The following is a 26,149-nucleotide window of genomic DNA, read 5'->3' on the forward strand; positions in this document are numbered from 1 at the left end:
CTCAGTATGCCTGGTCCCAGCGCCGGGAAAGACGCAGGGCGCAGTTGATCAGGCCGACCATGCTGTAGGTCTGTACGAAGTTGCCCCACAACTCGCCCGTCCGGCTGCAGTAGTCCTCGGCCAACAGGCCCTGCGGATTGCAGCGGCTGAGCAGCGTTTCGAAGATCTGGCGCGCTTCGTCCTTGCGCCCCAGCGCCTGCAAGGCGTAGACGTACCAGAAGGTGCAAACGAGGAAGGCGTTGTCGGGCGTGCCGAAATCGTCCTGCTCGACGTAGCGGTAGATGAAGTCCCCGTGCTTGAGTTCGGCCTCGATGGCGGCGACCGTCGAGACGAAGCGCGGGTCACTCGCTGAGAGAAAGCCGAACTCGTGCAGCAGCAGCATGCTGGCGTCGAGCGCGTCGTCGCCCCAGGCGGCGACGAAGGCCTGCTTCTTCTCGTTCCAGGCCTCCTCGCAGATGATGCGGTGCATCCGGTTGGCTTCCTCGCGCCAGTAGGTCTCGCGCTCGGTCAGATTCAACTGGCGGGCGATGCGCGAAAGGCGATCGCAGGCGGCCCAGCAGGTCACGCTCGAATAGGTGTGCACGCGGGTACGGCCGCGCAATTCCCAGATGCCGGCGTCCGGCTGGTCGAAATTCGCCTGCGCCTTCACCCCCAGCGGTTCAAGCCGGCGGAAGAGGTCCGCGTCGCCACGACGGAACAGGCGGTGGTCGAAGAACATGTGGGTCGCCGAGAGAATCGCCGAACCATAGACATCGTGCTGGATCTGCTCATAGGCCAGGTTGCCGACACGCACCGGCCCCATCCCGCGATAGCCGGCCAGCGCGGGAGCGACGTTCTCATGAAGATGCTCCTCTCCACTGATGCCGTACACCGGCTGCAACACGCCGTGCTCCTCGCCCGCCGCCACGTTCAGGATGTAGCCGAGATACTTCTCCATGGTGCTGGTCGCGCCCAGCCGGTTGAGCGCGTTGACCACGAAATAGCCGTCGCGCAGCCAGCAGTAACGGTAATCCCAGTTCCGCCCGGAGTCGGCGTGCTCCGGGATCGAGGTCGTCATCGCCGCGACGATCGCGCCCGTGTCCTCGCAGGCGTTCAGCTGCAGGGTGATCGCCGCACGGATCACCTCGTCCTGCCATTCGACCGGCACGAACAGGCTGCGCACCCAGCCGTGCCAGTAACCGCGGGTTTCCTCGAGAAAACGCCGCCCGACCATTTCGACCGACTCGTGCAGCGTTTCATCGCCGCCGAGCACGAAGGTCAGCGTGTCATCGACGAAGACCGGCCGGCGTTCCATGATCGCGCTGATCGACGCATCGGTTGTCAGGCGCAAGGTCGGTTCCGGCCCGACGTAGCGGATGTGGTGGCTGCCGAAGGTCAGTTCGGGCGCCCGTTCGCCGTAACTCGCCAGCGGCTGCAGGTTGATCGTCACCCGTGGCGTCCCGGCGACGCGGCGCACCCGCCGGACCAGCATCATCGGATGGAACATCCGCCCGAACAGGTGGAAGCGCGGCGCGAAATCGGTCACTTCGACGCAACCGCCCTGGCTGTCGTGGAGGGTCGTTACAAGGATGGCCGTATTGGTTTCGTAGCGCTGTTCGGCGTGGGAAAAGTCGACGAGCTCGATGCCGAAGGCGCCCCGGCCGGCTTCGTGACCTTCCGGCTGCAGGAGGTGGCAGAAGACCGGATCGCCGTCGAAACGCGGAAAACAACTCCAGACGATCCGCCCGTGCTCGTCGACCAGCGCACTGATCGCCCCGTTGCCGATCAACCCCAGATTCAGGTTGGCCATTGCCCGCTCCTTTCGTGTAAACGTTTGCATCGATCAGCCCGCATTCTTGCACAGCGGGTGACAAAATGGATTTGCACAAATATAATCGACGCCGGATTTTCTGGATTTTCAACGGCAGCCGGACCGCGTTTCTCGAAACCGCGGCTCCTTCAGCACCCAGCAGCATCCCGCGCACAATGAACGATCCGAACCGGATCACCGACTTGCGGGACCGGCACTGTCCGGAATGACGGCTTCACCCACTGAGCCATGAACCTCGCCCCGAGGTTAACGCTGTCCCTGCTCTGCCATGTTCGCAACGGAGATACCGCCATGAACGCTTTTCGCCTGCAGTTCCGTTTCATCGCACCGCTGTTTCTGGTCATCGCCCTCACGGCCTACCTGACCGTGCCGCTGGTCGACCAGTTCTCGCTGCGCTGGACGGTCCGCGACCTGAACAGCCGGGCGGAACTGGTCGCCAACACGATCAGCGAAAACGTCATCGACAGCATCATCAGTTTCGACAACGTCCGCCTGGAAGCCCTTTTCAACCGCCTGATCGCCAACGAGCGCATGCTGGGCATCGGCTTGTGCGATCACGAAGGCAACCTGCGCGAGAGGACGAGCGGCTTCCCGGACGACATCACCTGTCCCATCGCCGACCAGGTCGTGGCGCAAAGTTCGCCGACGCTGAAGCTCCCTCGAGGTTCGGTGCATATCGCCGTCGAACCGCTCTCCCGACCGCCCCTGAACCTCGGCGAACTCGTGCTCGTGCATGACCTGAGCTTCGCGGAAAAACGCGGCGAAGATACCCGCCGCTACCTGATCCTGTTCTTCGTGATCCTCGGCGCGGTGATTGCCCTGATCACCGTGATCACCGCCCATCTCAGTCTGCGCGGCTGGGTTACCGGCGTACGCGAACTGCTGCGCGGCGGCAATCCGCTCAAGGCGTTTGAAAACCCGACGTCGGAACTGCAACCGCTCGCCCACGAGTTGCGCGCGCTGCTGCGCGAAATGGAAGACGAACGCCGCGCCCGTGAAAACCCGCCGGATCTGTGGACGCCGGACAAGCTGCGCGATCTGCTGCACGCCGACCTGCGCGGCGACGAGGTCCTGGTCGTCTCCAACCGCGAACCGTACATCCACGAGAAGACCCCTGACGGCATCGTCGTCAAGCGCCCGGCCAGCGGGCTGGTCACCGCCGTCGAACCGGTCATGCGCGCCTGTTCCGGCACCTGGATCGCGCACGGCAGCGGCTCGGGCGACAAGGAATCCGTCGACGAGCACGACATCGTCCGCGTCCCGCCCGAGCGCCCCGCCTACTCGCTCAAGCGCGTCTGGCTGACCCGCGAGGAGGAGGAAGGCTACTACTTCGGCTTCGCCAACGAGGGGCTCTGGCCGCTCTGCCACATCGCGCACGTGCGTCCGGTGTTCCGCGTTTCCGACTGGGAGTACTACAAGGCCGTCAACCAGCGCTTCGCCGACAAGGTCGTCGCTTCCGCCCGCACCGACGATCCGGTGATCCTCGTCCAGGATTACCACTTCGCCCTGCTGCCGCAGCTGATCCGCGAACGCCTGCCGCGGGCGACGATCATCACCTTCTGGCACATCCCCTGGCCGAACCCGGAATCGTTCGGCATCTGCCCGTGGCGCAAGGAAATCCTGCGCGGCATGCTCGGCAGCAGCATCCTCGGTTTCCACACACGCTATCACTGCAAGAACTTCATCGAGACCGTCGACCGCTTCCTGGAAACGCGCATCGAACACGAGCACTCGATCATCACTCTCGACGGGCAGGAAACGCTGATCAAGAACTATCCGATCTCGATCAACTGGCCGGAACCGGCGGAAGAAGCCGCCTGGCCGTCGATCGAGGCATGCCGGAAGGAATTGCGCGCGCGCTTCGACCTCCCCGAGGACCGGATGATCGCCATCGGGGTCGACCGTTTCGACTACACCAAGGGCATCCTCGAGCGCGCCAACGCAGTGGAACGCCTGCTGGAAAAACACCCGGAACTGATCGGCAAGTTCACCCTGATCCAGGTCGCGGCGCCGTCGCGCAGCGAGCTCGACGAATACCGTTACTTCCAGGAGCGGCTGGCACGGCGCGAAGCCGAGATCAACGAGCGTTTCGGCGGTCCGGACTACTGGCCGTTCATCCTGCTCGCGCAGCACCAGGACAGTGAAACCGTCCACCGCTACTACCGCGGCGCCGACGTCTGCGTCGTCACCAGCCTGCACGACGGAATGAACCTCGTTAGCAAGGAATTCATCGCCAGCCGCAACGACGAAAAAGGCGTGCTGATCCTCAGCCAGTTCGCCGGGGCCGCTGGAGAACTCCCGGAGGCGCTGATCGTCAACCCGTACCACGTTGAGGAAACCGCCGATGCGCTCTACCGCGCGCTGACCATGCCCGAAGCCGAGCAGCGCGACCGGATGCGCACCTTGCGCGCCACGGTGCGCGAACGCAACGTCTATCGCTGGGCCGGCTTCATGTTGCTCGACGCCGCTCGCATCCGCCGGCGCGAGCGGATCGAGGCCCGCCTGCTGACGCACACGGAGAATCATTGATGCGCTACATCTTTTCCCCGCAAGGCGAGGCCGCGATGGCCCGCTTCATCCGCAAGGACACCCTGCTGGCCTTCGATTTCGACGGCACGCTCGCCCCCATCGTGCCCTTGCCCGATGCGGCGCGCACGCCGACGGCGATCTGCCTGGCCATGCGGCGCCTGTGCGAAATCGCCAGCGTCGCCGTCATCACCGGCCGCTCGATCGCCGACATCCGCGAGCGGCTCGATTTCGCCCCCACGTACATCGTCGGCAACCACGGCGCCGAGGGGCTGCCCGGATCAACCGGCGGGGACGAACCGTGCCCCGACGCCGAAGCCTGGATACGCCAGATCGACGCCTCCCGCCACAGCCTTCCGCCGGGCATCGTCCTGGAGGACAAGGGCCATTCGCTGTCGCTGCACTACCGCACCGCCTCCAACCGCGCGATGGCGAAGCAGGCCATCGACGCCCTGGTGCAGACGCTGTCGCCGCAGCCGCGGGTGATCGGCGGCAAATGCGTGGTCAACCTGCTGCCGGCCAACGCCGCCGACAAATTCGATGCCCTGCTCGCCCTGCAACGTCATGAAGGCGCCAGCAACGCGCTGTTCATCGGCGACGACGAAACCGACGAGAACGTTTTCCGCCGCGCACTGCCCGACTGGCTGACCATCCGCGTCGGCCACGACACCCCGTCGGCCGCCGCCTACTGTCTGAATTCACAAAACGAAATGGCATCACTGATCCAGCGGATCGACGGCATGATCCGCGCCCAACGAAAGGAGTCCGCATGATGAAAAACCTGCAGCGCTTCATCGAACAGAACAGTACCGAACAACTGCTGACGGCCCTCGCGCTGGCTGTCGGCGCGTTCATCGTTCTTTACGTCGCCCGGGCGCTGCTGACCCGCAAGCTCAAGCAGTGGTCGCAGCGCAGCAGCACCCAGTGGGACGACCTGCTCGCCGACGTCGTCGGTGCCACGCACAACCTGATGCTGGCCGGCATCTCCGTGCTGATCGGCCTGCACAACCTCACCTTGTCACCCAAGCTCGAGCAGATCATTTCCCACGGCTTCACGCTGATCCTCATCTCCCAGGTCGGCTTCTGGGGACACCGCGCGATCCGCGGCTGGCGGACGCTGCAGATACGCCGATCGCAGGAATCGGAAAACGGCGCCGCGGCGATGAACTACGGGGTGATCGCCTTCCTCGGCGAAATGGCGCTATGGATCGTGCTGATCCTGATGATCCTCGACAACCTCGGGGTCAATATCACAACCTTGGTAGCCAGTTTGGGGATCGGCGGTATCGCGGTCGCCCTGGCGGTACAGAACATCCTCGGCGACCTGTTCGCCTCGCTCTCGATCGCCCTCGACAAACCCTTCGTCGCCGGCGACTTCATCATCATCGACACGGCGATGGGCACGGTGAAGCAGGTCGGACTGAAGACAACCCGCATCCAGAGCCTGACCGGCGAAGAGTTGATCCTGTCCAACGCCGACCTGTTGAAAAGCCGTATCCGCAACATGAAGCGCATGGAGGAACGCCGCATCGTCTTCCAGATCGGGCTGGTTTTCGGCACCTCTTCGGAAAAGCTGCGCAAGGCCAACGAAATCATCGCCGACACGGTCCGCTCGCAGCCAAACGCCCGCCTCGACCGCGCCCATTTCAAGGCCATCGGCGCCAGCAGCCTCGATTTCGAGGTCGTCTATTACGTGCTCACGCCTGACTACAACCAGTACATGGATACCCAGCAGGCCATCAACCTGACCCTGATCGAACGGCTGGAAGCCGAAGGCATCGAATTCGCATTCCCGACGCAGACCCTGCACATCGCCAAAGCGGAAAAATGAGCGCACACCCACCGGTTGCCTCGCTCGACATGGAGGTGCTGCGGCAGTTCCGGATCATCTTTCGGTCGGTTCGCAAGCACTTCCAGATCGTCGAAAGCCGCGTCGGCCTGCGCGGCTCCCTGCTCTGGGCGCTGGCCATCGTTGCCGAACAGCCGGGCATCAGCCTGACCCGGCTGGCCAGCGCGATGTCGGTACACCAGTCGACGGCGAGCAACCTCCTCGCCCGGCTGATCGAGCTCGAGCTCGTACGCAAGGAGCGGAACATGCGCGACAACCGCATCGCCGGGTTGTACGTCACCGACACCGGCCGCTCGCGCCTCGCGCAGGCCCCCGGCCCGCTACGCGGTTTGCTGCCGGACGCCCTGCAGAAACTGCCGGCAGACACCCTGGCAGAACTGCACGGCGACCTGCAACTGCTGCTCGAGCAAATGGAAACGCTCGAAACGAAAGGCGAGGGAATTCCTCTCGCCGATCTGTGATTTAGCCGACAGATCAAACGTTCACATCCACCACCAACCGACCGCGCACCTTTCCCTCAAGCAATTGCGCTGCCCGCGGAATCGCCTCGGCGAGGCCGATTTCCTTCATCATCGACTCCAGCCGGGAAAGGTCGAGGTCGACCGCCAGCCGCCGCCAGGCTTCGATCCGAACCTCACGCGGGGCCATGACGCTATCGATGCCGGCCAGCGTGACGCCACGCAGGATAAACGGCGCAACAGTAGCCGGCAAATCCATCCCGCCCGCCAGGCCGCACGCCGCGACCACGCCGCCGTACTTCATCGATGCGCAGAGATTCGCCAGCACGTGGCTCCCGACCACATCAACAGCCCCCGCCCAGCGCTCACGGGCCAGCGGCTTGCCCGGCGCGGCGAACGCGGCGCGCTCCATCACCTCGGCGGCGCCAAGCCCTTTCAGATAGTCCGCTTCTTCCGGCCGGCCGCTGACCGCCACGACGGTATAGCCCAGCTTCGCCAGCAGCGCGACCGCGACGCTGCCGACGCCGCCCGCAGCGCCGGTAACAACGACTTCGCCCTTTGCCGGCGTGACGCCATGCCGCTCAAGGGCCATGACGCAGAGCATGGCGGTGTAGCCCGCCGTCCCGATGGCCATCGCCTGCCGCGGCGACAACGCCGCCGGCAGCGGCACCAGCCACTCGCCCTTGAGCCGGGCCTTCTGCGCCAATCCGCCCCAATGCGTTTCGCCGACGCCCCAGCCGTTCAACACCACCTTGTCGCCTGCTTTCCATTCAGCAGAATCGCTCGCCTCCACCGTGCCCACGAGGTCGATGCCGGGCACCATCGGGAATTTGCGCACGACCGGTCCCTTGCCGGTTATCGCCAACCCGTCCTTGTAGTTCAGGGTCGAGTAGTCCACCGCGACGGTGACATCGCCCTCCGGCAGTTGTGCGGCGTCGATGTCCTTCACGGCGGCGCGGTAGCCCGCCTCATCCTTTTCAATAACGATGCCCTTGAACATTTGTTTCTCCTAAAAATTAGACCGATCGTCTAAAAAAACGCAAAAAAATCAGCGTCTGGCGACGCCCGCAAAAAAACCGTCCGCGAAGATTTCCAGCGGAGCAACGCTTTTCTCCAACTTGGCACGCATCACCGCGCCTTCCCAGCCGATCCAGAAGAACGAGGCCAAGCGCTGGCAATCGGCATCCTCGGCAATCTCGCCAACCGCCCTCGCCACCTCGAAGTTCCTCGCCAGACGATCCTGCCAATCGGCAAACACCGCGTTGAGCTGCGCCCGGTAGGTTTCGGGCAACGTTCCCATTTCCTGCCCGAGATTCCCGGCCAGGCAGCCGCGCGAAAAATCGAACTTCTGCATGCCATGTTGCGCGTCGGCGATGAACGCGTGGAGCCTCGCCAGTGGCGAGAGCGCCGCGTTGCCCAGATGCCTTTCCAGCTTGCGCAGGAAATAGACCCGGTAGCATTCGATCAACTCGGCGCCAAACGCTTCCTTGCTCTTGAAGTAGTTGTAGAACGACCCCTTCGGCACGCCGACACGGCGCAGAATCTGATCAATCCCGGTCGATGAAAATCCCTGTTCAGTGAGCAATTCGACCCCGGTGCGCAAAAGCAATTCGCGCGTTTCCCCGAGGTCGGCGGCATGCTTGCACGGCCGCCCGCGACGGCGAGCAAGAGGACGATCGTGTTCCGGATTCATGGTGGCGCGAATATTAGACCGATCGTCTAATATTCACAACCCTGCCAAGGCACCTTGCGCGGATCAGCCGGATTACCCTCTTGAAGCCAGGTCTGCAACGGACCCTCGCACGACGAGTTCCGGAGCAAATATGTATTTATCCACTTTCTCTTCGGGATGGCTCAACCGGTGCACAACTCGCGCAACCATTTTCCGGGCCATTTCACTCATCGGTGGGTGCACTGAGGTTATGCCCGGCGGGATGAAGGCGGCGATCGGCAGATCGTCCATGCCGACGACCGATATGTCGTCCGGCACGCGCAAACCGAAGTTCTGAAAGCCCAGAATCAGCCCGGTGGCGAGCATGTCGTTGAGCGCAACGACCCCCGTCGGACGCTCCTTCTTCTCCACGATCTGCTCAGCAATGATTCGCCCTAGCTGGAGCATTTCGTCGTCGCCGTAGTTCGTCGTGGCCTTTCCCTTGATGATCTCCGACGATTCTGCGAGTCCAGCGGCCTTTGTCGCCGTGAGAAAACCTTCGATCTTGTCCGACCGGCTGACACTTTTGCCCGACGCAGTGGCGAACGCCAGGCGCCGATGGCCCCGCTCAATGAGATGATTAACCGCTAGCGTGATGGCCTTGATGTGATCGATGGAGACGTAATCCGCATTCAGCGGACTTCCCGGAAGCGGCCTTTGATCGTGGCACACGGCAACCAGTCCACGCTTGATCGAGTCGCGAAAATGACTCTGCTGAAGCAGGGGCGAGACGATGATGACACCCCGGATGCCATGAGACCAGAGATCCAGGAGAAAAGACATTTCCTTTTTGGGATCACGGTCGGTATTCCCGACCAGGATGCGATAACCGAACTGGCTTTGCGCCGCGATCTCGACTTCACGTGCCAACAGTCCCCAGGTCGGCGTCGCCACCGACGGAACCAGCAGGCCGATCAGCGGGGTGTGCCCGGTTTTCAGGAAACGCGCCGCGCGGTTGGGTTGATACCCTAGCTCGGCGATCGCATCCTGAACACGGCGGAGAATATCCGCGTTGACGGTTTGCGTCCGCCCGTTAACGACGTTGGAAACCGTACTGACGGAAACGCCCGCCTGCTCTGCGACATCTCGTAATCGAACCATGGTTTCTTTTGATTTTCAGGCATGGGCTGAGCAGACATCGCCGGGGTCTGCCCAGCCAGGGCTACGTTACTTACTTGATCTGCTCAATGCGGGCGATATAGTCCTTCCAGTGCGGGAAGTCCTGCAGCAGCTTGGCATTTACAGCTTCCCTGAACGCCTTGTTGTTCAGGCCGTTGCTCTCGTCGATGAATTTTACGCCCTTCTCTTCGATCTTGGCGCGGGCCTCCTTCTCGTCGCCGACCGCCCATTGCAGGCTGCGATTGGCCATCTCGACCATGGCTTCATCAATCAGCGCACGATTCTTCTCAGACAAGGACTTCCAGACCTTTTCGTTGATGAACGCAGAAAGGACCGACTGCATGTGGCCGGTCATGATGACGTGCGTCTGCACCTCGTAGAACTTCAGAGCAAAGATGTTCGTCAGGGGATTCTCCTGACCGCTGACCATGCCCGACAGAAGGCTCGTGTACAACTCGGTAATTTCAACCGGAGTCGGAATCGCCCCCATGCCCTGAATCATCGTCTGCCAGAGTTGCAGCGGAACCGCACGTATCTTCTTGCCTTTCAGGTCAGCAGGGGAATAGACCGGGAAATTGGTCGACATCTGCCTGGCCCCCCGATAGAAGGTGCCCAGAACACGCATGTTCGCCGTCTTCACGAGTTTTTCGTTCAACTCACGTAGAACGGGCGACGTTTTTGGCGACGTGGCCAGGACGGCATGGTGGCCATCCCGGTAAATGTACGGTGCATTGAACACCGACATGTCCGGCAGGAATTTTCCCAGCGACGCGAAGTCGTGATGCCCCATGCCAATGGCGCCCATCTTGACCCCATCGACCATCTCGGCGACGCCGCCAAGTTGGGAGTTGGGGAAGATTTGCAGGGTGACTTCGCCTTTGGTTTTTTCCTTGATCAAGTCAGCAAGTTCAGAGGCATAGCGGGTTTGCGACTCGTTGGCCATGCCGACGTGGGCATACTTGATGACGACCGGCTTGTTTTGCGCGTACGCAGCCGATCCGAACGCGATGCTCAGGCAGAGAAACGACAAAAGCTTTTTCATGAGACCCCCATATAAGAAATAGACTTCACCTCATCCAGCAACACCCAAAACACCGGGCCAACCGGCCCGGCGACCTGACAATGAATTGTTTTCTGGCGATCAAAGATCACCGATGGCATCCCACCGAGTGAAATCGGCGTCGGTCATTTCCGTCAGCACGATCACGGAGAAGGTCAGCACCTTGCAACCTTCTTCCAGATGGCCACCGAAGGCCACCTTCGAGTCGGAAAAGGTAATGTGGGAGTGCACCCTGCCGGCAATCACGAAGCCGTTGATGTTGACGATGTCGCACCCCTGCTCACCCTTGGGATAGGCCTCGTGCGGGGGGTTGACCATGCTATCGACGACGTGAAAGTGATAGCTTTTCACCGAACCGATGCCCGTCAAGATCACGGCATTCTGGATACCGTTCTCTTCCACGGCCTTACGCAGGGACAAAAGAATGTCTTCGTCGGGATTGAGTCGGACAAAAAACAGATTCTGGTTGGTATAACGAAAGCAATTCATTGGATACCTCGCGGACGGGGCGCCGATCACTTGATCAGCTGGTTGGGAATCCACAGAACGATCTGTGGGACGTACGTAATCAACAACAAGGTGATCCCCAGCGGGATGTAATACGGCGTGATTTCCCGAACGACATCCCTGATCGGGACTTGCCCGACCTTGCTGATCATGAAGAGCGACAGTCCCAGCGGAGGGGTAATCAGCCCGCACATGATGTTGAACACGAACACCAGTCCGAGATGGATCGGGTCGACCCCGGCCTGAACCATCGGCGGGACGATGATTGGAACGAACAAAAGGATGGCCGTGGTGCTATCCAGGAACATGCCGACAACGAACAGCAGCACGTTGAGAAGCATCAAAAGAACCAGCGGGTTATCAGAAATCGAGGTAAACCACTGCGAGAATGTCTGCGGGATCTGTTCCGCCGCAAGAATCCACCCGAAGATAGCCGCGGCGGCGACGATGATCAGAACGCAGCAGGTCGACTTGATGGTTTCGTAAAGGGCGTGCGGCAAACTCCGCCATGAGAGTTCGCGATAAACAAACTTGCTGATCAGCAGGACATAGCCAACGGTGAGTGCAGATGCTTCCGTCGGTGTGAAGATTCCGGTCAGCATGCCGATCACCAGCAGAACAGGCGTCATCAACGCCGGGAAGGCCGGCAAGAACGCGTCGATCACAACACGCCAACTCGGCCAATGCGGGGCACGGGGGAAGTTCCGCCGCTTCGCCAGAATGGCGGTGAGCGCCATCATCGCCGCGACTGCGAGAATCGCCGGCCCGATCCCGCCGACCAGCAATTTCACCACGGAGACCCCGGCCGCCGCACCGTAGATCACCAGAGGGATGCTCGGCGGAAAAATCGGCCCCACCGTTGCTGAGGCCGCGGTAACGGCCGCCGCATACGGAACGGTGAATCCCTTTTCCTTCATGGCCTTGATCTCGATCTGCCCAAGACCGCCGACGTCGGCCAGCGCGGCTCCGGACATCCCCGAAAACACCAGACTGGAAAAAATATTGACCTGTGCAAGTCCGCCCGGGAGGCGGCCGGTCACCACATCGGCGAAATGGAAGATCCGGGCCGTGATGCCGGAACTGTTCATCAGGTTGCCGACCAGGATGAACAGCGGGACGGCACAGAGCGTGTAGGAATCAAGCGAGTACTGCATCCGCTGCGCCAGTAAATCGAGCGGCAATTCCTTGACGACGATGTAAAAGATGCTCGGGATCAGAATCGAGGTTGCCACGGGGAACCCGAGAAGAAACAAGGCTGCAAACATGATCAGGATGGTTGTTCCCATGGCGTCCCTCAGTTTTCCTGTGCCGATGCCGAATGGCCGATCCGTTTCATGAGGATCGTCAGATACCCCACTGTGAGCAGAACGAATCCGAGCAGGTTGGGCAGAAAGAACACCCAGAAAGGAATTTGCAGCGTCGCAGTCGTGTTGTTCGGGTTTTCGATGATCACGGACATCGACGACCAGGACACGATGGCGAATACGATGAGAGAGCAAACATCACTGAAGAGGGACAACCCGTCGCGTACAGGCTTCGGAAGCATGTCGCGCAGTTCGACCATCGCGATGTGCCCTCCTTCTCGCAGGGTAAAGGCCAACGGGAAAAGGACGATCCAGATCATCAGGTAACGAACGAACTCCTCGGCGCCAACCAACGGCAAATCGAACAGTTCGCGCATCAGAACTTGCAGGATGACCGTAATCAGCATCACCGACAGACAAAGGATGCTGATCTCCTTGTCCAGCCTGAATATGACTTTCATGACCTTGACACCCTCCTTGGGACAAGGCTTTGGCCTCATCTCCGATTTTGTGATTTAGAAGCCGCGCTATTTTTTCTGTGTAACGTTGCACAGCGTGATGTAACGTTACACAGGCGATTTTTCAAAGTCAACCCTATTCTTTTTCGGGACAGACAAACCTTGGCCAACTGATTTGTTTCTTGTCCATTCCGTTGACTTACGCATGAACGCTGGATCGCCGCAGCGGCTTCGGAGGCACGGGGGAACCTCAGGCCAGACGCCGGGGAGTCGATTTCTCCCGTCCTCGCTGTTTCAAAAAAAACATAAACCTTTTCGCGAATCGCTATTCTAAAAATTCGACGAGACGTCAATCGCAAGGAGGCATGCCATGTCGATCTTCGCCCGCTACCAGAGCCGTTTCGAGGCGGCGCAGGAAGAGGAAATGTCGGTCCAGGAGTATCTGGACTTATGCAAGCGCGATCCTTCCGCGTATGCCAGCGTCGCCGAACGGATGCTCCAGGCCATCGGCGAACCGGAACTGGTCGATACACGCTCCGACCCGCGCCTCTCAAGGATCTTCGCCAACAAGATGCTGCGCCGCTACCCGGCCTTCCGCGATCTTTACGGGATGGAAGAGGTCATCGAGCACATCGTCTCCTATTTCCGCCACGCGGCACAGGGTCTGGAGGAGAAAAAGCAGATCCTCTACCTGCTCGGCCCGGTCGGCGGCGGCAAGTCCACACTCGCGGAGACGTTGAAGCACTTGATCGAGAAGGTACCGTTCTATGCGCTCAAGGGCTCACCGGTGCATGAATCGCCGCTCGGGCTGTTCAATCCGGTCGAGGACGGGCAGCTGCTCGAAAAGGACTACGGGATTCCGCGCCGCTACATTGACACGATCATGAGTCCATGGGCGGTCAAGCGCCTGCATGAGTACGGCGGCGACATCACCAAATTCCGCGTCGTCAAGCTGCGCCCGTCGGTGCTCTCGCAGATCGCCGTGTCGAAGACCGAACCGGGTGACGAGAACAACCAGGACATCTCGTCGCTGGTGGGCAAGATCGACATCCGCAAGCTGGAAAGCTACTCGCAGAACGATCCGGATGCCTATTCGTATTCAGGCGGCCTGTGCCTCGCCAACCGGGGCGTGCTGGAGTTCGTCGAGATGTTCAAGGCGCCGATCAAGGTGCTGCACCCCTTGCTGACGGCGACGCAGGAGCAGAACTACAAAGGGACCGAGGGCTTCGGCGCGATCCCGTTCGACGGGTTGATCCTCGCTCACTCGAACGAGGCCGAATGGCTGGCGTTCAAGAACAACCGCAACAACGAGGCGTTTCTCGACCGCATCTACATCGTCAAGGTGCCCTACTCGCTACGCGTCACCGACGAAATCCACATCTACGAGAAATTGCTGGTCAATTCCTCGCTCAGCGAGGCGCCGTGCGCTCCGGACACGCTGCGCATGCTGGCCCAGTTCACCGTCCTCTCGCGCCTGAAGGAACCGGAGAATTCGAGCATCTACTCGAAGATGCGCATCTACGACGGTGAAAACCTCAAGGACACCGATCCGAAGGCCAAGAGCTACCAGGAATACCGCGATTTCGCCGGCGTCGACGAGGGCATGACCGGGCTGTCCACACGTTTCGCCTTCAAGATCCTCTCCCGTGTGTTCAACTTCGACCACCGCGAGGTGGCGGCCAACCCGGTACACCTGATGTACGTCCTCGAACAGCAGATCGAGCAGGAACAATTCACGCCCGAGATCGAGGAACAGTACCTGCGCTACATCAAGGAATTCCTTTCGCCGCGCTACGCCGAGTTCATCGGGAAGGAGATCCAGACGGCGTACCTGGAGAGTTATTCCGAGTACGGCCAGAACATCTTCGACCGTTACGTGCTCTACGCCGACTTCTGGATCCAGGACCAGGAATTCCGCGACCCGAATACCGGCGAAATGCTCGACCGCACGGCGCTCAACGACGAACTGGAAAAGATCGAGAAGCCGGCCGGCATCTCGAACCCGAAGGACTTCCGCAACGAGGTGGTCAACTTCGTGCTGCGCGCCCGCGCCAGGAACGAAGGCAAGAACCCGGTGTGGACGTCCTACGAGAAGCTGCGCGCGGTGATCGAGAAGAAGATGTTCTCGAACACCGAGGATCTGCTGCCGGTCATCTCGTTCAACACCAAGTCGAGCAGCGACGAGCAGAAGAAGCACAAGGACTTTGTCGAGCGCATGACCGCCAAGGGCTACACCGAGAAACAGGTGCGACTGCTCTGCGAGTGGTATCTGCGCGTGAGGAAGTCGTCGTAGTCAGGCTGTAGCGCCCCGGCACGGCGCCGGGCGCTCGCCTATTGCACGAGGGGGAATCTCATGACCGTGCGCATCGTGGATCGCCGGTTCGACAGCAGGAACAAGAGCTCGGTCAACCGGACGCGTTTTCTCCGGCGGTTCAAGGGGCAGATCCGCAAGGCGGTGGGCGAGTCGATCAATCGCCGGGGCGTGCGCGACCTGGAAAACGGCGAGAAGATCAGCATTTCCGGCAAGGACATCACCGAACCGCAATTCACCCTCGGCCAGGGCGGCCACCGCGAGGCCGTGCATCCCGGCAACGACCGTTTTTCCGGCGGCGACCTGATTGACCGGCCGGAGAGCGAGGGGGGAGGCGGCTCGGGCAGCGGGCAGGCCAGCCAGGACGGCGAAGGACTGGACGAATTCGTCTTCACCCTCTCGCGCGACGAATTCCTCGATATCTTCTTCGACGAACTGGCCCTGCCGAACCTCGTCAAGAAGCAACTGGCGCGCATCGAGCAGTATCGCAGCGTGCGCGCCGGCTACTCCAGCTCTGGCGTGCCGACCAACATCAACCTGCCGCGCACGATGCGCGGCGCCGCCGGCCGGCGCGTCGCCATCGGCGGGCCATACCAGAAACGCCTCCGCACCCTCGAACTCGAACTTCAGGACGTGCTCGACCGGCAGAGCGACGGCGACGACGACTCTGCAGAGATCGAGCGCCTGCGCCGCGAGATCGCCCGGCTGCACCTGCGCGTCGAAAACCTGCCCTTCATCGATCCGTTCGACCTGCGCTACAGCAACCGCGTCCGCGTGCCGCAACCGACCACGCAGGCCGTGATGTTCTGCCTGCTCGACGTTTCCGGTTCGATGGACGAGAACCGCAAGAACATCGCCAAGCGCTTCTTCATGCTGCTCTACCTGTTCCTGACGCGGAACTACGAGCACATCGACGTCGTCTTCATCCGCCACCACACCGTCGCCTCCGAAGTCGAGGAAAACGACTTCTTCACCTCGCGCGAGACCGGCGGCACCGTCGTTTCCAGCGCGCTGACGCTGATGCACGAGATCGCCCGCACGCGCTATGCGACCGGTGCCTGGAACATCTACGGCGCGCAGGCCTCCGACGGCGACAACTGGTACAACGATTCGCCGATCTGCCGCGAAATTCTCTCCAACTCGCTGCTGCCGCTGTGCCAGTATTTCGCCTACATCGAAATCACCGACGGCCCGCCACAAAATCTGTGGCAGGAGTACGAGAAACTGCAGGGCACGCATCCGGACCACTTTGCCATGCAGCGTATCGCTGAGGCCGGCGACATCTACCCGGTGTTCCGTGAATTGTTCAAGCGTCAGGACTGACCCCTTTCAACAACCTTCAACAGACAGAGGAACCATGCCCGCCACCACGCAAAATACCCCGCTCACACTCGGCATTCTCGGCTGCGCCAACATCGCCAAACAGTTCGTGCGCGACGTCGCCGCCAGCCCGTCGGTCCGCGTCGAAGCGGTCGCCAGCCGCGACACCGCCAAGGCCGCCGAATTCGCCAGGACGTTTTCCCTCCCGCGCCACGTCGGCAGCTACGAGGCGCTGCTGGAAGACCCTTCGATCGAGGCCGTCTACATCCCGCTGCCCAACAGCCTGCATGCCGAATGGGCGATCAAGGCCGCCCAGGCCGGCAAGCACGTCCTGTGCGAAAAGCCGCTGGCGCTTGGCCGCGCACAGGCCCAGTCAATGTTCGACGCGGCGCGGCAGAACGGCATGCTTCTGATCGAGTCCTATCCCTACGCCTTCCAGCCGCAGTTCGCTGAACTGCTGTCGTTGTTGCGGAGCGACGCGATCGGTGAAATCCGCGCCATCCAGGCCTGTTTCGGATTCACGCTCATCACCCCGGCCGGCAACATCCGCATGCAGCCGGAGATGGGCGGCGGCGCCCTGCTCGACGCCGGCAGCTACCCGGTCAGCCTGGTGCGCCGGGTAATGGGCGAGGCGCCGATCAAGGTCATCGCCGAATCGGTACGCGCCGAGACTGGTGTCGACATCAGCACCGTCGCCACGCTCTTCTTCACCCACGGCCGGGTCGCGCAGATTTCCTGCGGCATGAATGTCGCCAACCACCGGCGCGCCACGATCATCGGAACGCAAGGCACCATTGACACGGAGTACCTCAACCACACCGCCGACGCCCCCGGCGACAACCCCTACGGCTACCTGCCCAGCCAGTTGCGCATCCGGCGCGGCATCGCGCAAAACGTCCCGTTCGAGGAGATTCACGCAACCTCGGGCAGCGGCTTCCTGTTCGCGGCGGAAGCCTTTGCGAAGATGGTGCGCGAACGGGATATCGCCGCCTTCGAAGCCGCGGCGGCCGCCAGCGTCGACATCGCTGCGACCCTTGAAGCGCTTGCCCGTAGCGCGGCAAGCGGCGCGGCAGTGCCGCTCCATCCGGCCGATTGAAAAACGACCCCAGACGAGGCTCCACATGAGCACCCCGGCCAGCAATGTCATCGAAAAAACCGGCGCGGCCTTGCCGACCGGCTCGGAGTGGACCTACCCGGCCATCGAGGCCTACGACGAAGCCATCGGTCGGGTGGCGCGCGACTACGCGCTCGACTGCTACCCGCACGTGCTGGAAATCATCAGCGCCGAGCAGATGATGGACGCGTACGCCTCGATCGGCATGCCCGTCTATTACCACCACTGGTCGTTCGGCAAGCACTTCCTGTCCACTGCCAACCGCTACAAGCGCGGGCAGATGGGCCTCGCCTACGAGATCGTGATCAACTCCGATCCGTGCATCGCCTACCTGATGGACGAGAACACGCTGCCGATGCAGGCGCTGGTGATCGCCCATGCCGCCTACGGCCACAACTCGTTCTTCAAGGGCAACCACCTGTTCAAGCAATGGACGAGCGCCGACGCGATCATCGACTACCTGGTCTTCGCTCGCAACTACATCGCCGAATGTGAAGAGCGCCATGGGGTGGACGCGGTGGAGCAGTTGCTCGATGCCTGCCACGCACTGCTCAACGTCGGCGTCGACCGCTACAAGCGTGCGCCGAAGCAGTCGCTGGAAAAGGAAAAGCTGCGCCTGAAGGAGCGCGAGGAATACATGCAGGCGCAGGTCAACGACCTGTGGCGCACCCTGCCCCAGCGCCACGAAGCCGAAGAAATCGTCGCCGAGCGGCGCTTTCCTGAGGAGCCAGAAGAAAACCTGCTGTACTTCATCGAGAAGAACGCCCCGCTGCTGGACCCCTGGCAGCGCGAGATCGTGCGCATCGTGCGCAAGATCGGCCAGTACTTCTACCCGCAGCGGCAGACGCAGGTGATGAACGAAGGCTGGGCCACCTTCTGGCACTACACCCTGCTCAACACCCTCTACGACCGCGGCGGCGTGTCGGACGGTTTCATGCTCGAATTTCTGCAGTCGCACACCAACGTCGTTTACCAGCCGCCGTACAACAGCCCGTACTACTCCGGCATCAACCCCTACGCCCTGGGCTTCGCCATGTGGCGGGACATCCGGCGCATCTGCGAATCACCGAGCGACGAAGACTGCGAGTGGTTCCCCGACATTGCCGGATCGGACTGGCGCGAAACCTTCGAGTTCGCCATGCAGAATTTCAAGGACGAGAGCTTCGTCGCGCAATATTTGTCGCCCCGTCTGATGCGCGAATTCCGCTTCTTCTCGGTGATCGACGACGACACCCGCCTCAAGCTGCGCATCGGCGCCATCCACGACGACCCGGGTTACCGCGCCCTGCGCCAGCAACTCGCGCAGCAATACGACCTCGGCAGCCGCGAGCCGAACATCCAGGTCTGGAACGTCGACCTGCGCGGCGACCGCGCCTTGACGCTGCGCCACTTCGTGAATGACCGCCGGCCGCTGCACGACAGCCTCGACGCCGTCCTTGAGCACATCGCCAGCCTGTGGGGCTTCACCGTCCGCCTTGAGCGACAAAACGCCGACGGATCAATCGAACTGGTCAGCGCAAAGCAGATCGAGCGGACGCGACATTTCCGGTAACGAAGGAGGCCATGTATTACGGAGAGAAACTCAATGCGTGGACACATCTGGTCGGCGCCATGCTTGCGCTTGCCGGAACGGTCTGGTTGCTGGCAATCACGATACACGCTTGTGATCCTCTTTTATGCCTTCGATAAGCGTTTCCGCTATTGGCACGGCATCTGGCACATGTTCGTCGTCGCCGGCAGTGTGCTCCATTTCATCGCCATTTTGCTTTTTGTCGTGTAAGTTCCGTGGCGGAACGTGATTGGTCGCTGTCCGCATGTCGAACGCACGGGTGGCTCGCAGCGATACACGGCAGATTCCAACTCAAGACAGATCCTGCGGGGCAGACCCATGATTGAACCTATTTTGCTAACGGTGGCGCGTCTTTGCACGTATGAGCGGACGCGTCCCCTAACCAATGCCAGCAGCTTTTTCTTCGAGCGCGACGGCCGCCTTTATCTCGTGACAAGCCGCCATGTAATGCGTGATGAACCGAGCAAGCATTTTCCGGATCGGCTTGAAATCGAGTTGCACACCGATCTGGGCAACCTGGCCAGTTCTACCGGTTTCTCGATTCCGTTGTACAGGGAAGGTAAGAGTCTGTGGCGCCAGGGTGAAGATGCGGCAGGGGAGATCGACGTCGCCGTGATCGAGATCGACCGCGGCGCGCTCCCCGAAACGACGATCTACAGCGCCTTTACGCCGGAACACCTGTATCGCCCGGAACGCCAGATAGAAATCGGAACCCCCTTGCTGGTCGTCGGCTTCCCCCTGGGCTTCCACGATGGACTGCACCACCTGCCGGTTGCTCGCCATGCGGTGATCGCTTCATCCTTCGGCATGCGCTTCCAGGGGCTTGGTTATTTCCTGACCGACGCTCGCACTCACCGTGGCACCAGCGGCGCACCTGTCGTGATGCGTTCCCCCGAGGCCACATCGAACGGTCTGGGGTGGATATTGCTTGGGGTTCACTCGGCACGGATGGACATCGGCACGCGGGATCGCCAGGAGGATGAAGCCCTCGGACTGAATTGCGCCTGGTATGGCGACATTCTTCTCACGCTCACCAGTTAGGTAACCACACCAATGCATTGCCTAAGTGGAAACACCTAGGTGGATGAACGAATTGTGCCGGGCTATCGAGATAGTCAATCATTCGACTTCAAAAAAACTACCAAACCGGATGGGGACTATGCCAGGCAGCACATTGCAACTCACGAACGGCGACAACGCCAACCAACACGCCATAAGTGAACACGCGGCAATGGAGCGGATCAATCGGGCTTTGCAAGAATACGGACATTTCTTGCGAAAAACGCGCAGCAATTCCCCGTTACGCATGTCGCTGGGAACCTACTACCTGGTCGATTCCTGCAAGCATTACATCGAGGGAACCGACCACCTTGACGAACTCGCCGCGAGACTGGGCGTTCTGGAACGGGGAGAATTCGTCTCGATCACCTGAAGGAGCAAACCCCGATCGGGTCTGTACCAGAACGTGGCACGCCCTCGGAGCGTGGCGTCCACCTGATGCCACGATCGCAGGCAAGGACTTGAATCACTCCCGGCCGGCGTTCAACGTCACAAGGAATCCACCACGGCTGGCGTCAGGCGCATGTAGCCTTCCGCGTACTCAATGTTCCGGGAGGCCGTGATGCCGATGTTGCGCTTGGCCTGGACGCCGCGCTGCTGTGCCACGCGGGTGTAGTAGTGCCAGAGGTGTTCCTGTCCCGCCATGGCCTGAATGGCACGATACTTGATTTCCCAGACATCGGTGATGTCGAGAAAGGTATCCGGCACCCACTCACACTGCTCGGTCTGATGGGGCTCGAAGGCATAGACCGGCGGAGCGCCGACCACCTTCTGTCCCGGATTGTGACCTTCGGCCTGCGCAATGATGCGCGCCTCCTGGGTAACGTGCATCGCCAACGGGTGGTCGAAGTTGTACGGATCCTTCGCCGAATGACTCAGGACGAAGGACGGCTGCAGGTCGCGATAGACATCGACCAGACGCATCAAGGCATCGTCGCTGACGCGCAGCGGGTAATCCCCCAGGTCGAAAAACTCGATTTCGGCGCCAAGGATTTCGGCGGCTTGCATGGCTTCTTCGCGGCGCGACGCCTTGACCTGTTCAACGGTCATGTTGCCCTTGCGCCAGAGTTTCGCTGACTCACCGCGCTCGCCGAACGACAGGCAGACCACCTTCATTCGCCAGCCCTTGCGGCTGTGCAATGCGATCGCGCCGCCCGCGCGCCAGACGAAATCGGCGGAATGGGCGCTGACGACCAGCCCGGTGTTTACTTCACTCATAACATCTCCTGTTTGAAGAATGAGGCACAAACCGATCCCCCTCGACGACCACCGTGTCGAACGGAAACGTGAATTGGGAAAGTCGGGGGAGTTGGCGTGCTTCTCTAGAAAGCAGTCAATCGCCGGAAAATCCGGGACTCAAGGCTCGACCGCCCCGCTCAGACCCGTTTTCTGAATGGCTGACCGGACCACGCCCTCGTTCCGCGCGTCATCAACCAGACGACGAAGGAGCGGCAGCACCGAGCCTCGCCCCTTGGGAATGCCTACCGCATGGTTTTCCGCCCCCCACCTTCCATCCAGAACCCTCGATCCGGGCAACTGGTCGGCCATCTCGAACAAGGTCGACTTGTTCGTGGCGTAGACATCGGCACGGCCGTCGGCCAGCATTTCGATGCCGATCTTGAGTGTTTTTGCGCGAACGACCGTGGCATTTTTCAGGTTACGCGACTGAACGCCGTCGGACGAACTTCCTTCGGTGACGGCAACACGCACACCAGGGCGATCAATCGCCGACAGGCCGGCGATCCGCGAACGCGGGGAAACGAGATAACCGAGTTCGATCTCAAGGTAAGGCTGGGAAAAATCCATGTCGCGCGCCCGCGCCGGGGTGGCGTTGGTGAACGCCATGTCGGCCTTCCCCGCCTTGACCGCTGCGAGAACCTCGGCATTCCGCGAAAAAACCAACGGCTCGAAGGCGACGCCGAGTTGCTTCGCCAGATCCTTGCCGAGTTCATAGCCCACGCCTGTCGGCTCACCGGTTTTGGGATCCTTGACAAACGAGGTCGGCGTACCCTGGTAAACGGCGATCTTCAGCGTTCCACCCGGCGCGATGACCCTGACCTGCTCTTCCGGCAGGGAGGTGGTGGTTGTACAGCCGGCGAGTTGCAGAGCCGCTGCAACAAATGAGAGAAGAACCAATCGCCTGGTTTTCGAGATCACTTGCATGTCGTTTCTCCGGAAGGTGAAGGAATTGCCAGAAGAGTTTCGGAAGAATGGGCGCGCGCCGGCCTCAATCGATGTACTTCAGCCCGGCCTTTTCCAGCGCCGGACGCATGTTGTACATGTCGAGGCCAAGAACGCCTGAGGCCAGCTTCTGACGCTTGGCGCCTTCGTTGGCTTCCCGTTCCTGCGCGGCCTTGAGCGTCCTTTCGGCCATCGCCGCCGGCACGCAGACGACGCCGTCGTCGTCGGCGACGATCACATCGCCCGGCGTGACGAGCATTCCGGCACAGACAACAGGCACATTCACCGACCCGAGGGTCGCCTTGACCGTGCCTTTGCTGGAAATGCACTTGCTCCAGACAGGGAACTGCATCTCGGTCAACGTCCGGACATCGCGCACGCCGGCATCGATGACCAGTGCCCGGGCACCGCGCGCCTTGAAGCTCGTGGCGAGCAGATCGCCGAAGAAGCCGTCCGTGCATTCCGCCGTGATCGCGGCAACGACGATGTCGCCCGGCAGGATCTGCTCGGCGACGACGTGCATCATCCAGTTATCGCCTGGATGAAGCAGCACCGTCACCGCATTCCCCGATACCTGCGCACCAGGATAGATGGGGCGCATGCAAGGCTTCATCAGCCCAACGCGGCCCATCGCCTCATGCACGGTCGCCGAGCCGAATGCGCCCAGCGCGTCGGCCACGTGCGATTCCGTGCGGGTGATGTTGCGATATACAACGCCAAGCTCGTACATGATCCAGCTCCTCTTACGGTATTTCGTCAGGAAATGAGTGTGTCCGTCGCGATTGCCTTACTTGCCTCGCCGGCGAACGAAGGAAATGACGGACCAGGTCATCAGCGACACGGCAAACGCCAGTGCGGTCGCGGCGATGGGCTCGGTCAGGAAAACAGTGAAATCCCCCCGGGAGAGCAGCAATGCTCGCCGGAAGTACTCTTCGAACGGCTGCCCGAGGATGTAGCCCAGCAACAGCGGCACGGCCTCCAGCCGCAGCAGGAGCATGGCGTAGCCGGCGATGCCAAAGAACAGCAGCGAGTAGATGTCGAAGACATTGTTGTGCGTACTGAACACGCCGATGCAGGTAAACAGGATGATTCCCGGATAAAGCAGCGGATAGGGAATCTGCAGCAGGCGGACCCACATGCCGAGCAGCGGGATGTTCAATGCCACGAGAATGAGGTTGCCGATCCAGAAGCTGACGATCAGGCCCCAGAACAATTCGGGGTGGCTGGTCATCACCTGCGGCCCCGGCTGGATGCCGTGGATCACCAGCGCGGCAAGGATCAGCGCCATGATCGCATCGCCCGGGATGCCCAGCGTCAGCGTCGGGATGAACGCGGTGCCGACCCCGGCATTGTTGCACGATTCCGGCGCGGCGATACCCTCGATAGCGCCCTTGCCGAATTCCTCGGGATGCCGCGAGATCCGCTTCTCGATGGCATACGAAATGAATGTCGCCATGCCGCCGCTGGTGCCGGGCAGCGCGCCGAAGAACGAGCCGAGACCCGCACCGCGCAGCATCGGGCCGAACGATCGCTTCCAGTCCTCTTTTGTCGGCAGTTGGTCGCGCAGGCGGAATTTCTGTGTCACCGCCGAGATGCCGGCCTTGCCGGTGCTGGTGACCACTTCCGCGACCGCGAAGAGCCCCATGGCGATCGGGATCAGGCCGATACCGTCCGACAGGTCCTGGAGATCGAAGGTAAAACGCTGGACGCCGGAATTGACGTCCGTGCCGACTGTGGCCAGGATCAGGCCGACGATCATCATCGCCACGCCCTTGATCGGCGAGCCTTTCCCGACCGTCGAAGCCGCCATCAAGCCGAGGAACATCAGCGCGCAGTAGTCGGCCGGGCCGAACTTGAGCCCCGCCTCCGCCAGGATCGGGGCAACGCACATCAGCAGCAGGATACCGACGGTCGACCCCCAGAACGAGGCGATGCATTTCATGAACAGGGCAATGCCGCCGCGCCCCTGCTTGGTCATCGGGTAGCCGTCGAGCACATCGACGGCTGCGGCAGGATGGCCGGGGACCCCCAGAAGGATCGAGCACGTCCCGCCGCCATAATCGGCGCCGAAGTAGACGCCGGCCAGCATGATCAGCGCCCCGGTAGGTGGCAGATGGAAGGTGATCGGCAGCAGCAGCGAGATGGCGATCAGGGAACCGAGCCCCGGCAGCACGCCGACCAGGCAACCGAGAAATACGCCGACGAAGCAATACCACAGGTTGGTCAGCGTCAGCGCCTCGTGCAGGCCGATGGAGACGTTGCCCAGGAGTGTTGTAAGAAATTCCATGAGTACCTCTGTTATCCGCCAAAGCCGCCGAATGCGGACAACTGCATGTCAAGTCCCTTGGCGAAGATGAGCCAGGACAACAGGGCCAGCGAGCCGGCGAGCAGCAAGGTCCGTCGAATGTTGTATGGACGCTCCGCCAGAACCGCGATTGCGGTCAGCAGTGCCGTCGCCGGGAAGAGCCCGAGACGCTCAAGCGACAGGGCGAAGATTGCAATCGCGCAGGAAATCGCCAGGAAGGGCCGCAGCCGGAGGGGCGGCGGCGTCAGTTCATGCGCGACCTTTGAGAACGAGAAGAGGGCGATGACGACGCCGAGAATGGCGAGTACGACACCCAGCATGGTCGGGAAAAAGCCCGGACCGAGTTGGCCGCCTTCGCCCCACTCATAGTTCCTCGACGCGTAAAAGGCCACAAACACCCCGAACGCGGACAACAAGGCGCCCGCGGCCAGATCGCGCAGATCGGCCCGACTTTCAGAATTCATAGAAATACCCACCTTCAATCATCTCCCTTCGGCTCGCATCCATGTACGCGCGAAGGGAAACTTGTGTATTCAGAGGACTCAGCGTTGTCCCGAGCCCTCATTCACGGACAACCGTATTACGAGGTCAATCGGCCTTGATCTTTCCGTCTACGATGACCTTGGTCCACTTGACGCGCTCGGCCTTGACGAACTCGTCAAACGCGGCCGCCGACCCCGGCGTGACCGCCGCGCCGCGCCCTTCAAGCTGCTTGACGACTTCAGGATCGGCCAGGGCCTTCTGGAGCGCCGCATCCAGCTTGGCGATCCGCTCCTTCTCCATCCCCTTCGGGCCGACGAGACCCCACCATACCGTTGCAGTGGCCTTCGGCATACCCAGCTTGACAATCGTCGGCACCTCCGGCAGAAGCTTGCTGGGCTTGTCGTCGAGGATCGCCAGCGCCCGCAACTTGCCGGCCTGGACATGCGAAGCAACCTCGATCGGATTGATCGTCATGAACGTCAGTCGTCCGCCAAGAAGGTCGTTCACCGCCGGCGCACCGCCCTTGTACGGAACATGCAGGGCATCGAACTTCCCTTCCGCCTTCAACAGCTCTCCTGCCAGATGGCTGGAACTGCCGTTCCCGGCCGACCCGTAGGTCAGTTTCTTGGGATTGGCTTTACCGTCGGCAATCAGATCGGCTACGGTTTTGTAGGACGAGTTGGCATTATTAACCCGGCCCTTAAATAGCTTTGCTAAGCCGCGTATGCGGCATGAGGATGCTGGAAATAGGAACGGATGCGTTCGGGCCATTGTGCGATGCGATTCATGATGCGCATGGCTTTTTGCAGAAGATCCTTTTCAGAGCGGGTGGCCGGTTCGAGACGCAGGGACGTTTTGAAATCGTGATTCAGATATTCGTCGGGATTGGATTCCGGGGCGTAGGGCGGCAAGTAGAAGAGTTCGATCTTGTCCCGGCGAGGCTCGATCCATTGCTGGACGAGCTTGGCATGATGCACACGCAGGTTATCGACGATCAGGAAGAT

The 26,149-nt window shown here is 61.3% G+C and carries 25 protein-coding genes; 10 read left to right on the forward strand and 15 right to left on the reverse strand.

Translation table 11 applies throughout. The features are described from left to right. Position 1 precedes the first annotated feature (1 nt). Positions 2 to 1,789, reverse strand: coding sequence for a glycoside hydrolase family 15 protein (locus BO74_RS09320; RefSeq protein WP_496441786.1), 1,788 nt, complete (start codon positions 1,787 to 1,789; stop codon positions 2 to 4). 312 nt (positions 1,790 to 2,101) lie between these two features. On the opposite strand from BO74_RS09320, the gene BO74_RS09325 reads away from it, so the two are divergent. From BO74_RS09325 to BO74_RS09340, 4 genes are read left to right on the forward strand one after another with little or no spacing between them, the layout of a single operon-like run. Further along, a complete protein-coding gene (locus BO74_RS09325; RefSeq protein ID WP_496441787.1) occupies positions 2,102 to 4,339 on the forward strand; it encodes an alpha,alpha-trehalose-phosphate synthase (UDP-forming) in 2,238 nt (745 codons plus the stop codon). After that, on the forward strand, positions 4,339 to 5,109 hold the full coding sequence (gene otsB / locus BO74_RS09330) for a trehalose-phosphatase (protein WP_496441788.1): 771 nt from the start codon (positions 4,339 to 4,341) through the stop codon (positions 5,107 to 5,109). Before BO74_RS09325 ends, otsB begins: the two co-directional genes overlap by 1 nt. Beyond that, positions 5,106 to 6,167, forward strand: a complete 1,062-nt coding sequence (locus BO74_RS09335; RefSeq protein ID WP_496441790.1) for a mechanosensitive ion channel family protein — start codon at positions 5,106 to 5,108, stop codon at positions 6,165 to 6,167. Before otsB ends, BO74_RS09335 begins: the two co-directional genes overlap by 4 nt. Further along, complete coding sequence (locus BO74_RS09340) at positions 6,164 to 6,646, forward strand: MarR family winged helix-turn-helix transcriptional regulator (RefSeq protein ID WP_496441792.1); 483 nt, start codon at positions 6,164 to 6,166, stop codon at positions 6,644 to 6,646. The genes BO74_RS09335 and BO74_RS09340 overlap by 4 nt, the downstream gene beginning before the upstream one ends. Before the next feature lie 13 nt (positions 6,647 to 6,659). Here BO74_RS09340 and acuI read toward each other — a convergent pair whose 3' ends face one another. From acuI to BO74_RS09375, 7 genes are all read right to left on the reverse strand, one after another. After that, complete coding sequence (acuI, locus tag BO74_RS09345; protein ID WP_496441793.1) at positions 6,660 to 7,643, reverse strand: acrylyl-CoA reductase (NADPH); 984 nt, start codon at positions 7,641 to 7,643, stop codon at positions 6,660 to 6,662. Between the two features lie 48 nt (positions 7,644 to 7,691). Continuing rightward, positions 7,692 to 8,336 carry an acrylate utilization transcriptional regulator AcuR gene (gene acuR / locus BO74_RS09350; protein ID WP_496441794.1) on the reverse strand — a complete coding sequence of 215 codons (645 nt, stop codon included), beginning with the start codon at positions 8,334 to 8,336 and terminating at the stop codon, positions 7,692 to 7,694. Between the two features lie 72 nt (positions 8,337 to 8,408). Further along, entirely contained in the window at positions 8,409 to 9,455 is a 1,047-nt protein-coding gene (locus tag BO74_RS09355) for a LacI family DNA-binding transcriptional regulator (protein ID WP_496441796.1), read from the reverse strand. A 70-nt stretch (positions 9,456 to 9,525) separates the two neighbouring features. Next, a complete protein-coding gene (locus tag BO74_RS09360; RefSeq protein ID WP_496441798.1) occupies positions 9,526 to 10,515 on the reverse strand; it encodes a TRAP transporter substrate-binding protein in 990 nt (329 codons plus the stop codon). A 99-nt stretch (positions 10,516 to 10,614) separates the two neighbouring features. Then, the gene (locus BO74_RS09365; RefSeq protein ID WP_496441800.1) at positions 10,615 to 11,022 is read right to left on the reverse strand and encodes a PPC domain-containing DNA-binding protein; all 408 of its coding nucleotides are present in this window, start codon (positions 11,020 to 11,022) and stop codon (positions 10,615 to 10,617) included. 26 nt (positions 11,023 to 11,048) lie between these two features. Further along, positions 11,049 to 12,326: a TRAP transporter large permease gene (locus BO74_RS09370; protein ID WP_496441802.1), complete on the reverse strand. Its 1,278-nt coding sequence runs from the start codon at positions 12,324 to 12,326 to the stop codon at positions 11,049 to 11,051. Between the two features lie 8 nt (positions 12,327 to 12,334). After that, complete coding sequence (locus BO74_RS09375; protein WP_496441804.1) at positions 12,335 to 12,805, reverse strand: TRAP transporter small permease; 471 nt, start codon at positions 12,803 to 12,805, stop codon at positions 12,335 to 12,337. Positions 12,806 to 13,172: 367 nt separating this feature from the next. Between BO74_RS09375 and BO74_RS09380 the strand changes: the two genes are divergently transcribed. The 6 genes from BO74_RS09380 (at position 13,173) to BO74_RS09405 (ending at position 20,549) form a co-directional block, all read left to right on the forward strand. After that, complete coding sequence (locus BO74_RS09380) at positions 13,173 to 15,095, forward strand: PrkA family serine protein kinase (protein ID WP_496441806.1); 1,923 nt, start codon at positions 13,173 to 13,175, stop codon at positions 15,093 to 15,095. 60 nt (positions 15,096 to 15,155) lie between these two features. Next, positions 15,156 to 16,436, forward strand: coding sequence for a YeaH/YhbH family protein (locus BO74_RS09385; protein WP_496441808.1), 1,281 nt, complete (start codon positions 15,156 to 15,158; stop codon positions 16,434 to 16,436). A 34-nt stretch (positions 16,437 to 16,470) separates the two neighbouring features. Continuing rightward, positions 16,471 to 17,529 (forward strand): Gfo/Idh/MocA family protein, encoded by a 1,059-nt coding sequence (locus tag BO74_RS09390; RefSeq protein WP_496441810.1) that lies wholly within the window; start codon positions 16,471 to 16,473, stop codon positions 17,527 to 17,529. A gap of 25 nt (positions 17,530 to 17,554) precedes the next feature. After that, complete coding sequence (locus BO74_RS09395; protein ID WP_496441811.1) at positions 17,555 to 19,099, forward strand: SpoVR family protein; 1,545 nt, start codon at positions 17,555 to 17,557, stop codon at positions 19,097 to 19,099. 336 nt (positions 19,100 to 19,435) lie between these two features. Beyond that, entirely contained in the window at positions 19,436 to 20,158 is a 723-nt protein-coding gene (locus tag BO74_RS09400; RefSeq protein WP_496441812.1) for a S1 family peptidase, read from the forward strand. A 232-nt stretch (positions 20,159 to 20,390) separates the two neighbouring features. Continuing rightward, entirely contained in the window at positions 20,391 to 20,549 is a 159-nt protein-coding gene (locus tag BO74_RS09405) for a hypothetical protein (protein ID WP_496441813.1), read from the forward strand. Between the two features lie 116 nt (positions 20,550 to 20,665). Here the strand turns inward: BO74_RS09405 and BO74_RS09410 are convergent, their stop codons facing one another. From BO74_RS09410 to BO74_RS09440, 7 genes are all read right to left on the reverse strand, one after another. Continuing rightward, the gene (locus tag BO74_RS09410; protein ID WP_496441814.1) at positions 20,666 to 21,394 is read right to left on the reverse strand and encodes a PIG-L deacetylase family protein; all 729 of its coding nucleotides are present in this window, start codon (positions 21,392 to 21,394) and stop codon (positions 20,666 to 20,668) included. A 138-nt stretch (positions 21,395 to 21,532) separates the two neighbouring features. Next, entirely contained in the window at positions 21,533 to 22,339 is an 807-nt protein-coding gene (locus tag BO74_RS09415; protein ID WP_496441815.1) for a transporter substrate-binding domain-containing protein, read from the reverse strand. 64 nt (positions 22,340 to 22,403) lie between these two features. Beyond that, positions 22,404 to 23,087: a 4-carboxy-4-hydroxy-2-oxoadipate aldolase/oxaloacetate decarboxylase gene (gene ligK, locus BO74_RS09420; protein WP_496441816.1), complete on the reverse strand. Its 684-nt coding sequence runs from the start codon at positions 23,085 to 23,087 to the stop codon at positions 22,404 to 22,406. Between the two features lie 57 nt (positions 23,088 to 23,144). Beyond that, complete coding sequence (locus tag BO74_RS09425) at positions 23,145 to 24,644, reverse strand: tripartite tricarboxylate transporter permease (protein WP_496441818.1); 1,500 nt, start codon at positions 24,642 to 24,644, stop codon at positions 23,145 to 23,147. Between the two features lie 11 nt (positions 24,645 to 24,655). Then, positions 24,656 to 25,126, reverse strand: a complete 471-nt coding sequence (locus BO74_RS09430; RefSeq protein ID WP_496441819.1) for a tripartite tricarboxylate transporter TctB family protein — start codon at positions 25,124 to 25,126, stop codon at positions 24,656 to 24,658. A gap of 124 nt (positions 25,127 to 25,250) precedes the next feature. Beyond that, positions 25,251 to 25,916, reverse strand: coding sequence for a Bug family tripartite tricarboxylate transporter substrate binding protein (locus tag BO74_RS09435; RefSeq protein ID WP_496441821.1), 666 nt, complete (start codon positions 25,914 to 25,916; stop codon positions 25,251 to 25,253). After that, on the reverse strand, positions 25,859 to 26,149 hold a 291-nt coding region (locus tag BO74_RS09440), incomplete at its 5' end, for a transposase (protein ID WP_496441822.1). The genes BO74_RS09440 and BO74_RS09435, both read right to left, overlap by 58 nt.

The sequence above is a fragment of the Propionivibrio pelophilus DSM 12018 genome (assembly GCF_059569095.1).

What these genes read in the sequence shown, in the direction of transcription:
- BO74_RS09325 (WP_496441787.1), top strand. Translation starts at nt 2,102, where the DNA reads ATGAACGCTTTTCGCCTGCAGTTCCGTTTCATCGCACCGCTGTTTCTG.
- BO74_RS09400 (WP_496441812.1), top strand. Translation starts at nt 19,436, where the DNA reads ATGATTGAACCTATTTTGCTAACGGTGGCGCGTCTTTGCACGTATGAG.
- BO74_RS09335 (WP_496441790.1), top strand. Translation starts at nt 5,106, where the DNA reads ATGATGAAAAACCTGCAGCGCTTCATCGAACAGAACAGTACCGAACAA.
- BO74_RS09360 (WP_496441798.1), bottom strand. Translation starts at nt 10,515, where the DNA reads ATGAAAAAGCTTTTGTCGTTTCTCTGCCTGAGCATCGCGTTCGGATCG.
- BO74_RS09355 (WP_496441796.1), bottom strand. Translation starts at nt 9,455, where the DNA reads ATGGTTCGATTACGAGATGTCGCAGAGCAGGCGGGCGTTTCCGTCAGT.
- BO74_RS09340 (WP_496441792.1), top strand. Translation starts at nt 6,164, where the DNA reads ATGAGCGCACACCCACCGGTTGCCTCGCTCGACATGGAGGTGCTGCGG.
- ligK (WP_496441816.1), bottom strand. Translation starts at nt 23,087, where the DNA reads ATGTACGAGCTTGGCGTTGTATATCGCAACATCACCCGCACGGAATCG.
- BO74_RS09395 (WP_496441811.1), top strand. Translation starts at nt 17,555, where the DNA reads ATGAGCACCCCGGCCAGCAATGTCATCGAAAAAACCGGCGCGGCCTTG.
- BO74_RS09410 (WP_496441814.1), bottom strand. Translation starts at nt 21,394, where the DNA reads ATGAGTGAAGTAAACACCGGGCTGGTCGTCAGCGCCCATTCCGCCGAT.
- BO74_RS09370 (WP_496441802.1), bottom strand. Translation starts at nt 12,326, where the DNA reads ATGGGAACAACCATCCTGATCATGTTTGCAGCCTTGTTTCTTCTCGGG.
- BO74_RS09390 (WP_496441810.1), top strand. Translation starts at nt 16,471, where the DNA reads ATGCCCGCCACCACGCAAAATACCCCGCTCACACTCGGCATTCTCGGC.
- BO74_RS09365 (WP_496441800.1), bottom strand. Translation starts at nt 11,022, where the DNA reads ATGAATTGCTTTCGTTATACCAACCAGAATCTGTTTTTTGTCCGACTC.
- acuR (WP_496441794.1), bottom strand. Translation starts at nt 8,336, where the DNA reads ATGAATCCGGAACACGATCGTCCTCTTGCTCGCCGTCGCGGGCGGCCG.
- BO74_RS09435 (WP_496441821.1), bottom strand. Translation starts at nt 25,916, where the DNA reads ATGGCCCGAACGCATCCGTTCCTATTTCCAGCATCCTCATGCCGCATA.
- BO74_RS09425 (WP_496441818.1), bottom strand. Translation starts at nt 24,644, where the DNA reads ATGGAATTTCTTACAACACTCCTGGGCAACGTCTCCATCGGCCTGCAC.
- acuI (WP_496441793.1), bottom strand. Translation starts at nt 7,643, where the DNA reads ATGTTCAAGGGCATCGTTATTGAAAAGGATGAGGCGGGCTACCGCGCC.
- BO74_RS09375 (WP_496441804.1), bottom strand. Translation starts at nt 12,805, where the DNA reads ATGAAAGTCATATTCAGGCTGGACAAGGAGATCAGCATCCTTTGTCTG.
- BO74_RS09385 (WP_496441808.1), top strand. Translation starts at nt 15,156, where the DNA reads ATGACCGTGCGCATCGTGGATCGCCGGTTCGACAGCAGGAACAAGAGC.
- BO74_RS09430 (WP_496441819.1), bottom strand. Translation starts at nt 25,126, where the DNA reads ATGAATTCTGAAAGTCGGGCCGATCTGCGCGATCTGGCCGCGGGCGCC.
- otsB (WP_496441788.1), top strand. Translation starts at nt 4,339, where the DNA reads ATGCGCTACATCTTTTCCCCGCAAGGCGAGGCCGCGATGGCCCGCTTC.
- BO74_RS09380 (WP_496441806.1), top strand. Translation starts at nt 13,173, where the DNA reads ATGTCGATCTTCGCCCGCTACCAGAGCCGTTTCGAGGCGGCGCAGGAA.
- BO74_RS09320 (WP_496441786.1), bottom strand. Translation starts at nt 1,789, where the DNA reads ATGGCCAACCTGAATCTGGGGTTGATCGGCAACGGGGCGATCAGTGCG.
- BO74_RS09415 (WP_496441815.1), bottom strand. Translation starts at nt 22,339, where the DNA reads ATGCAAGTGATCTCGAAAACCAGGCGATTGGTTCTTCTCTCATTTGTT.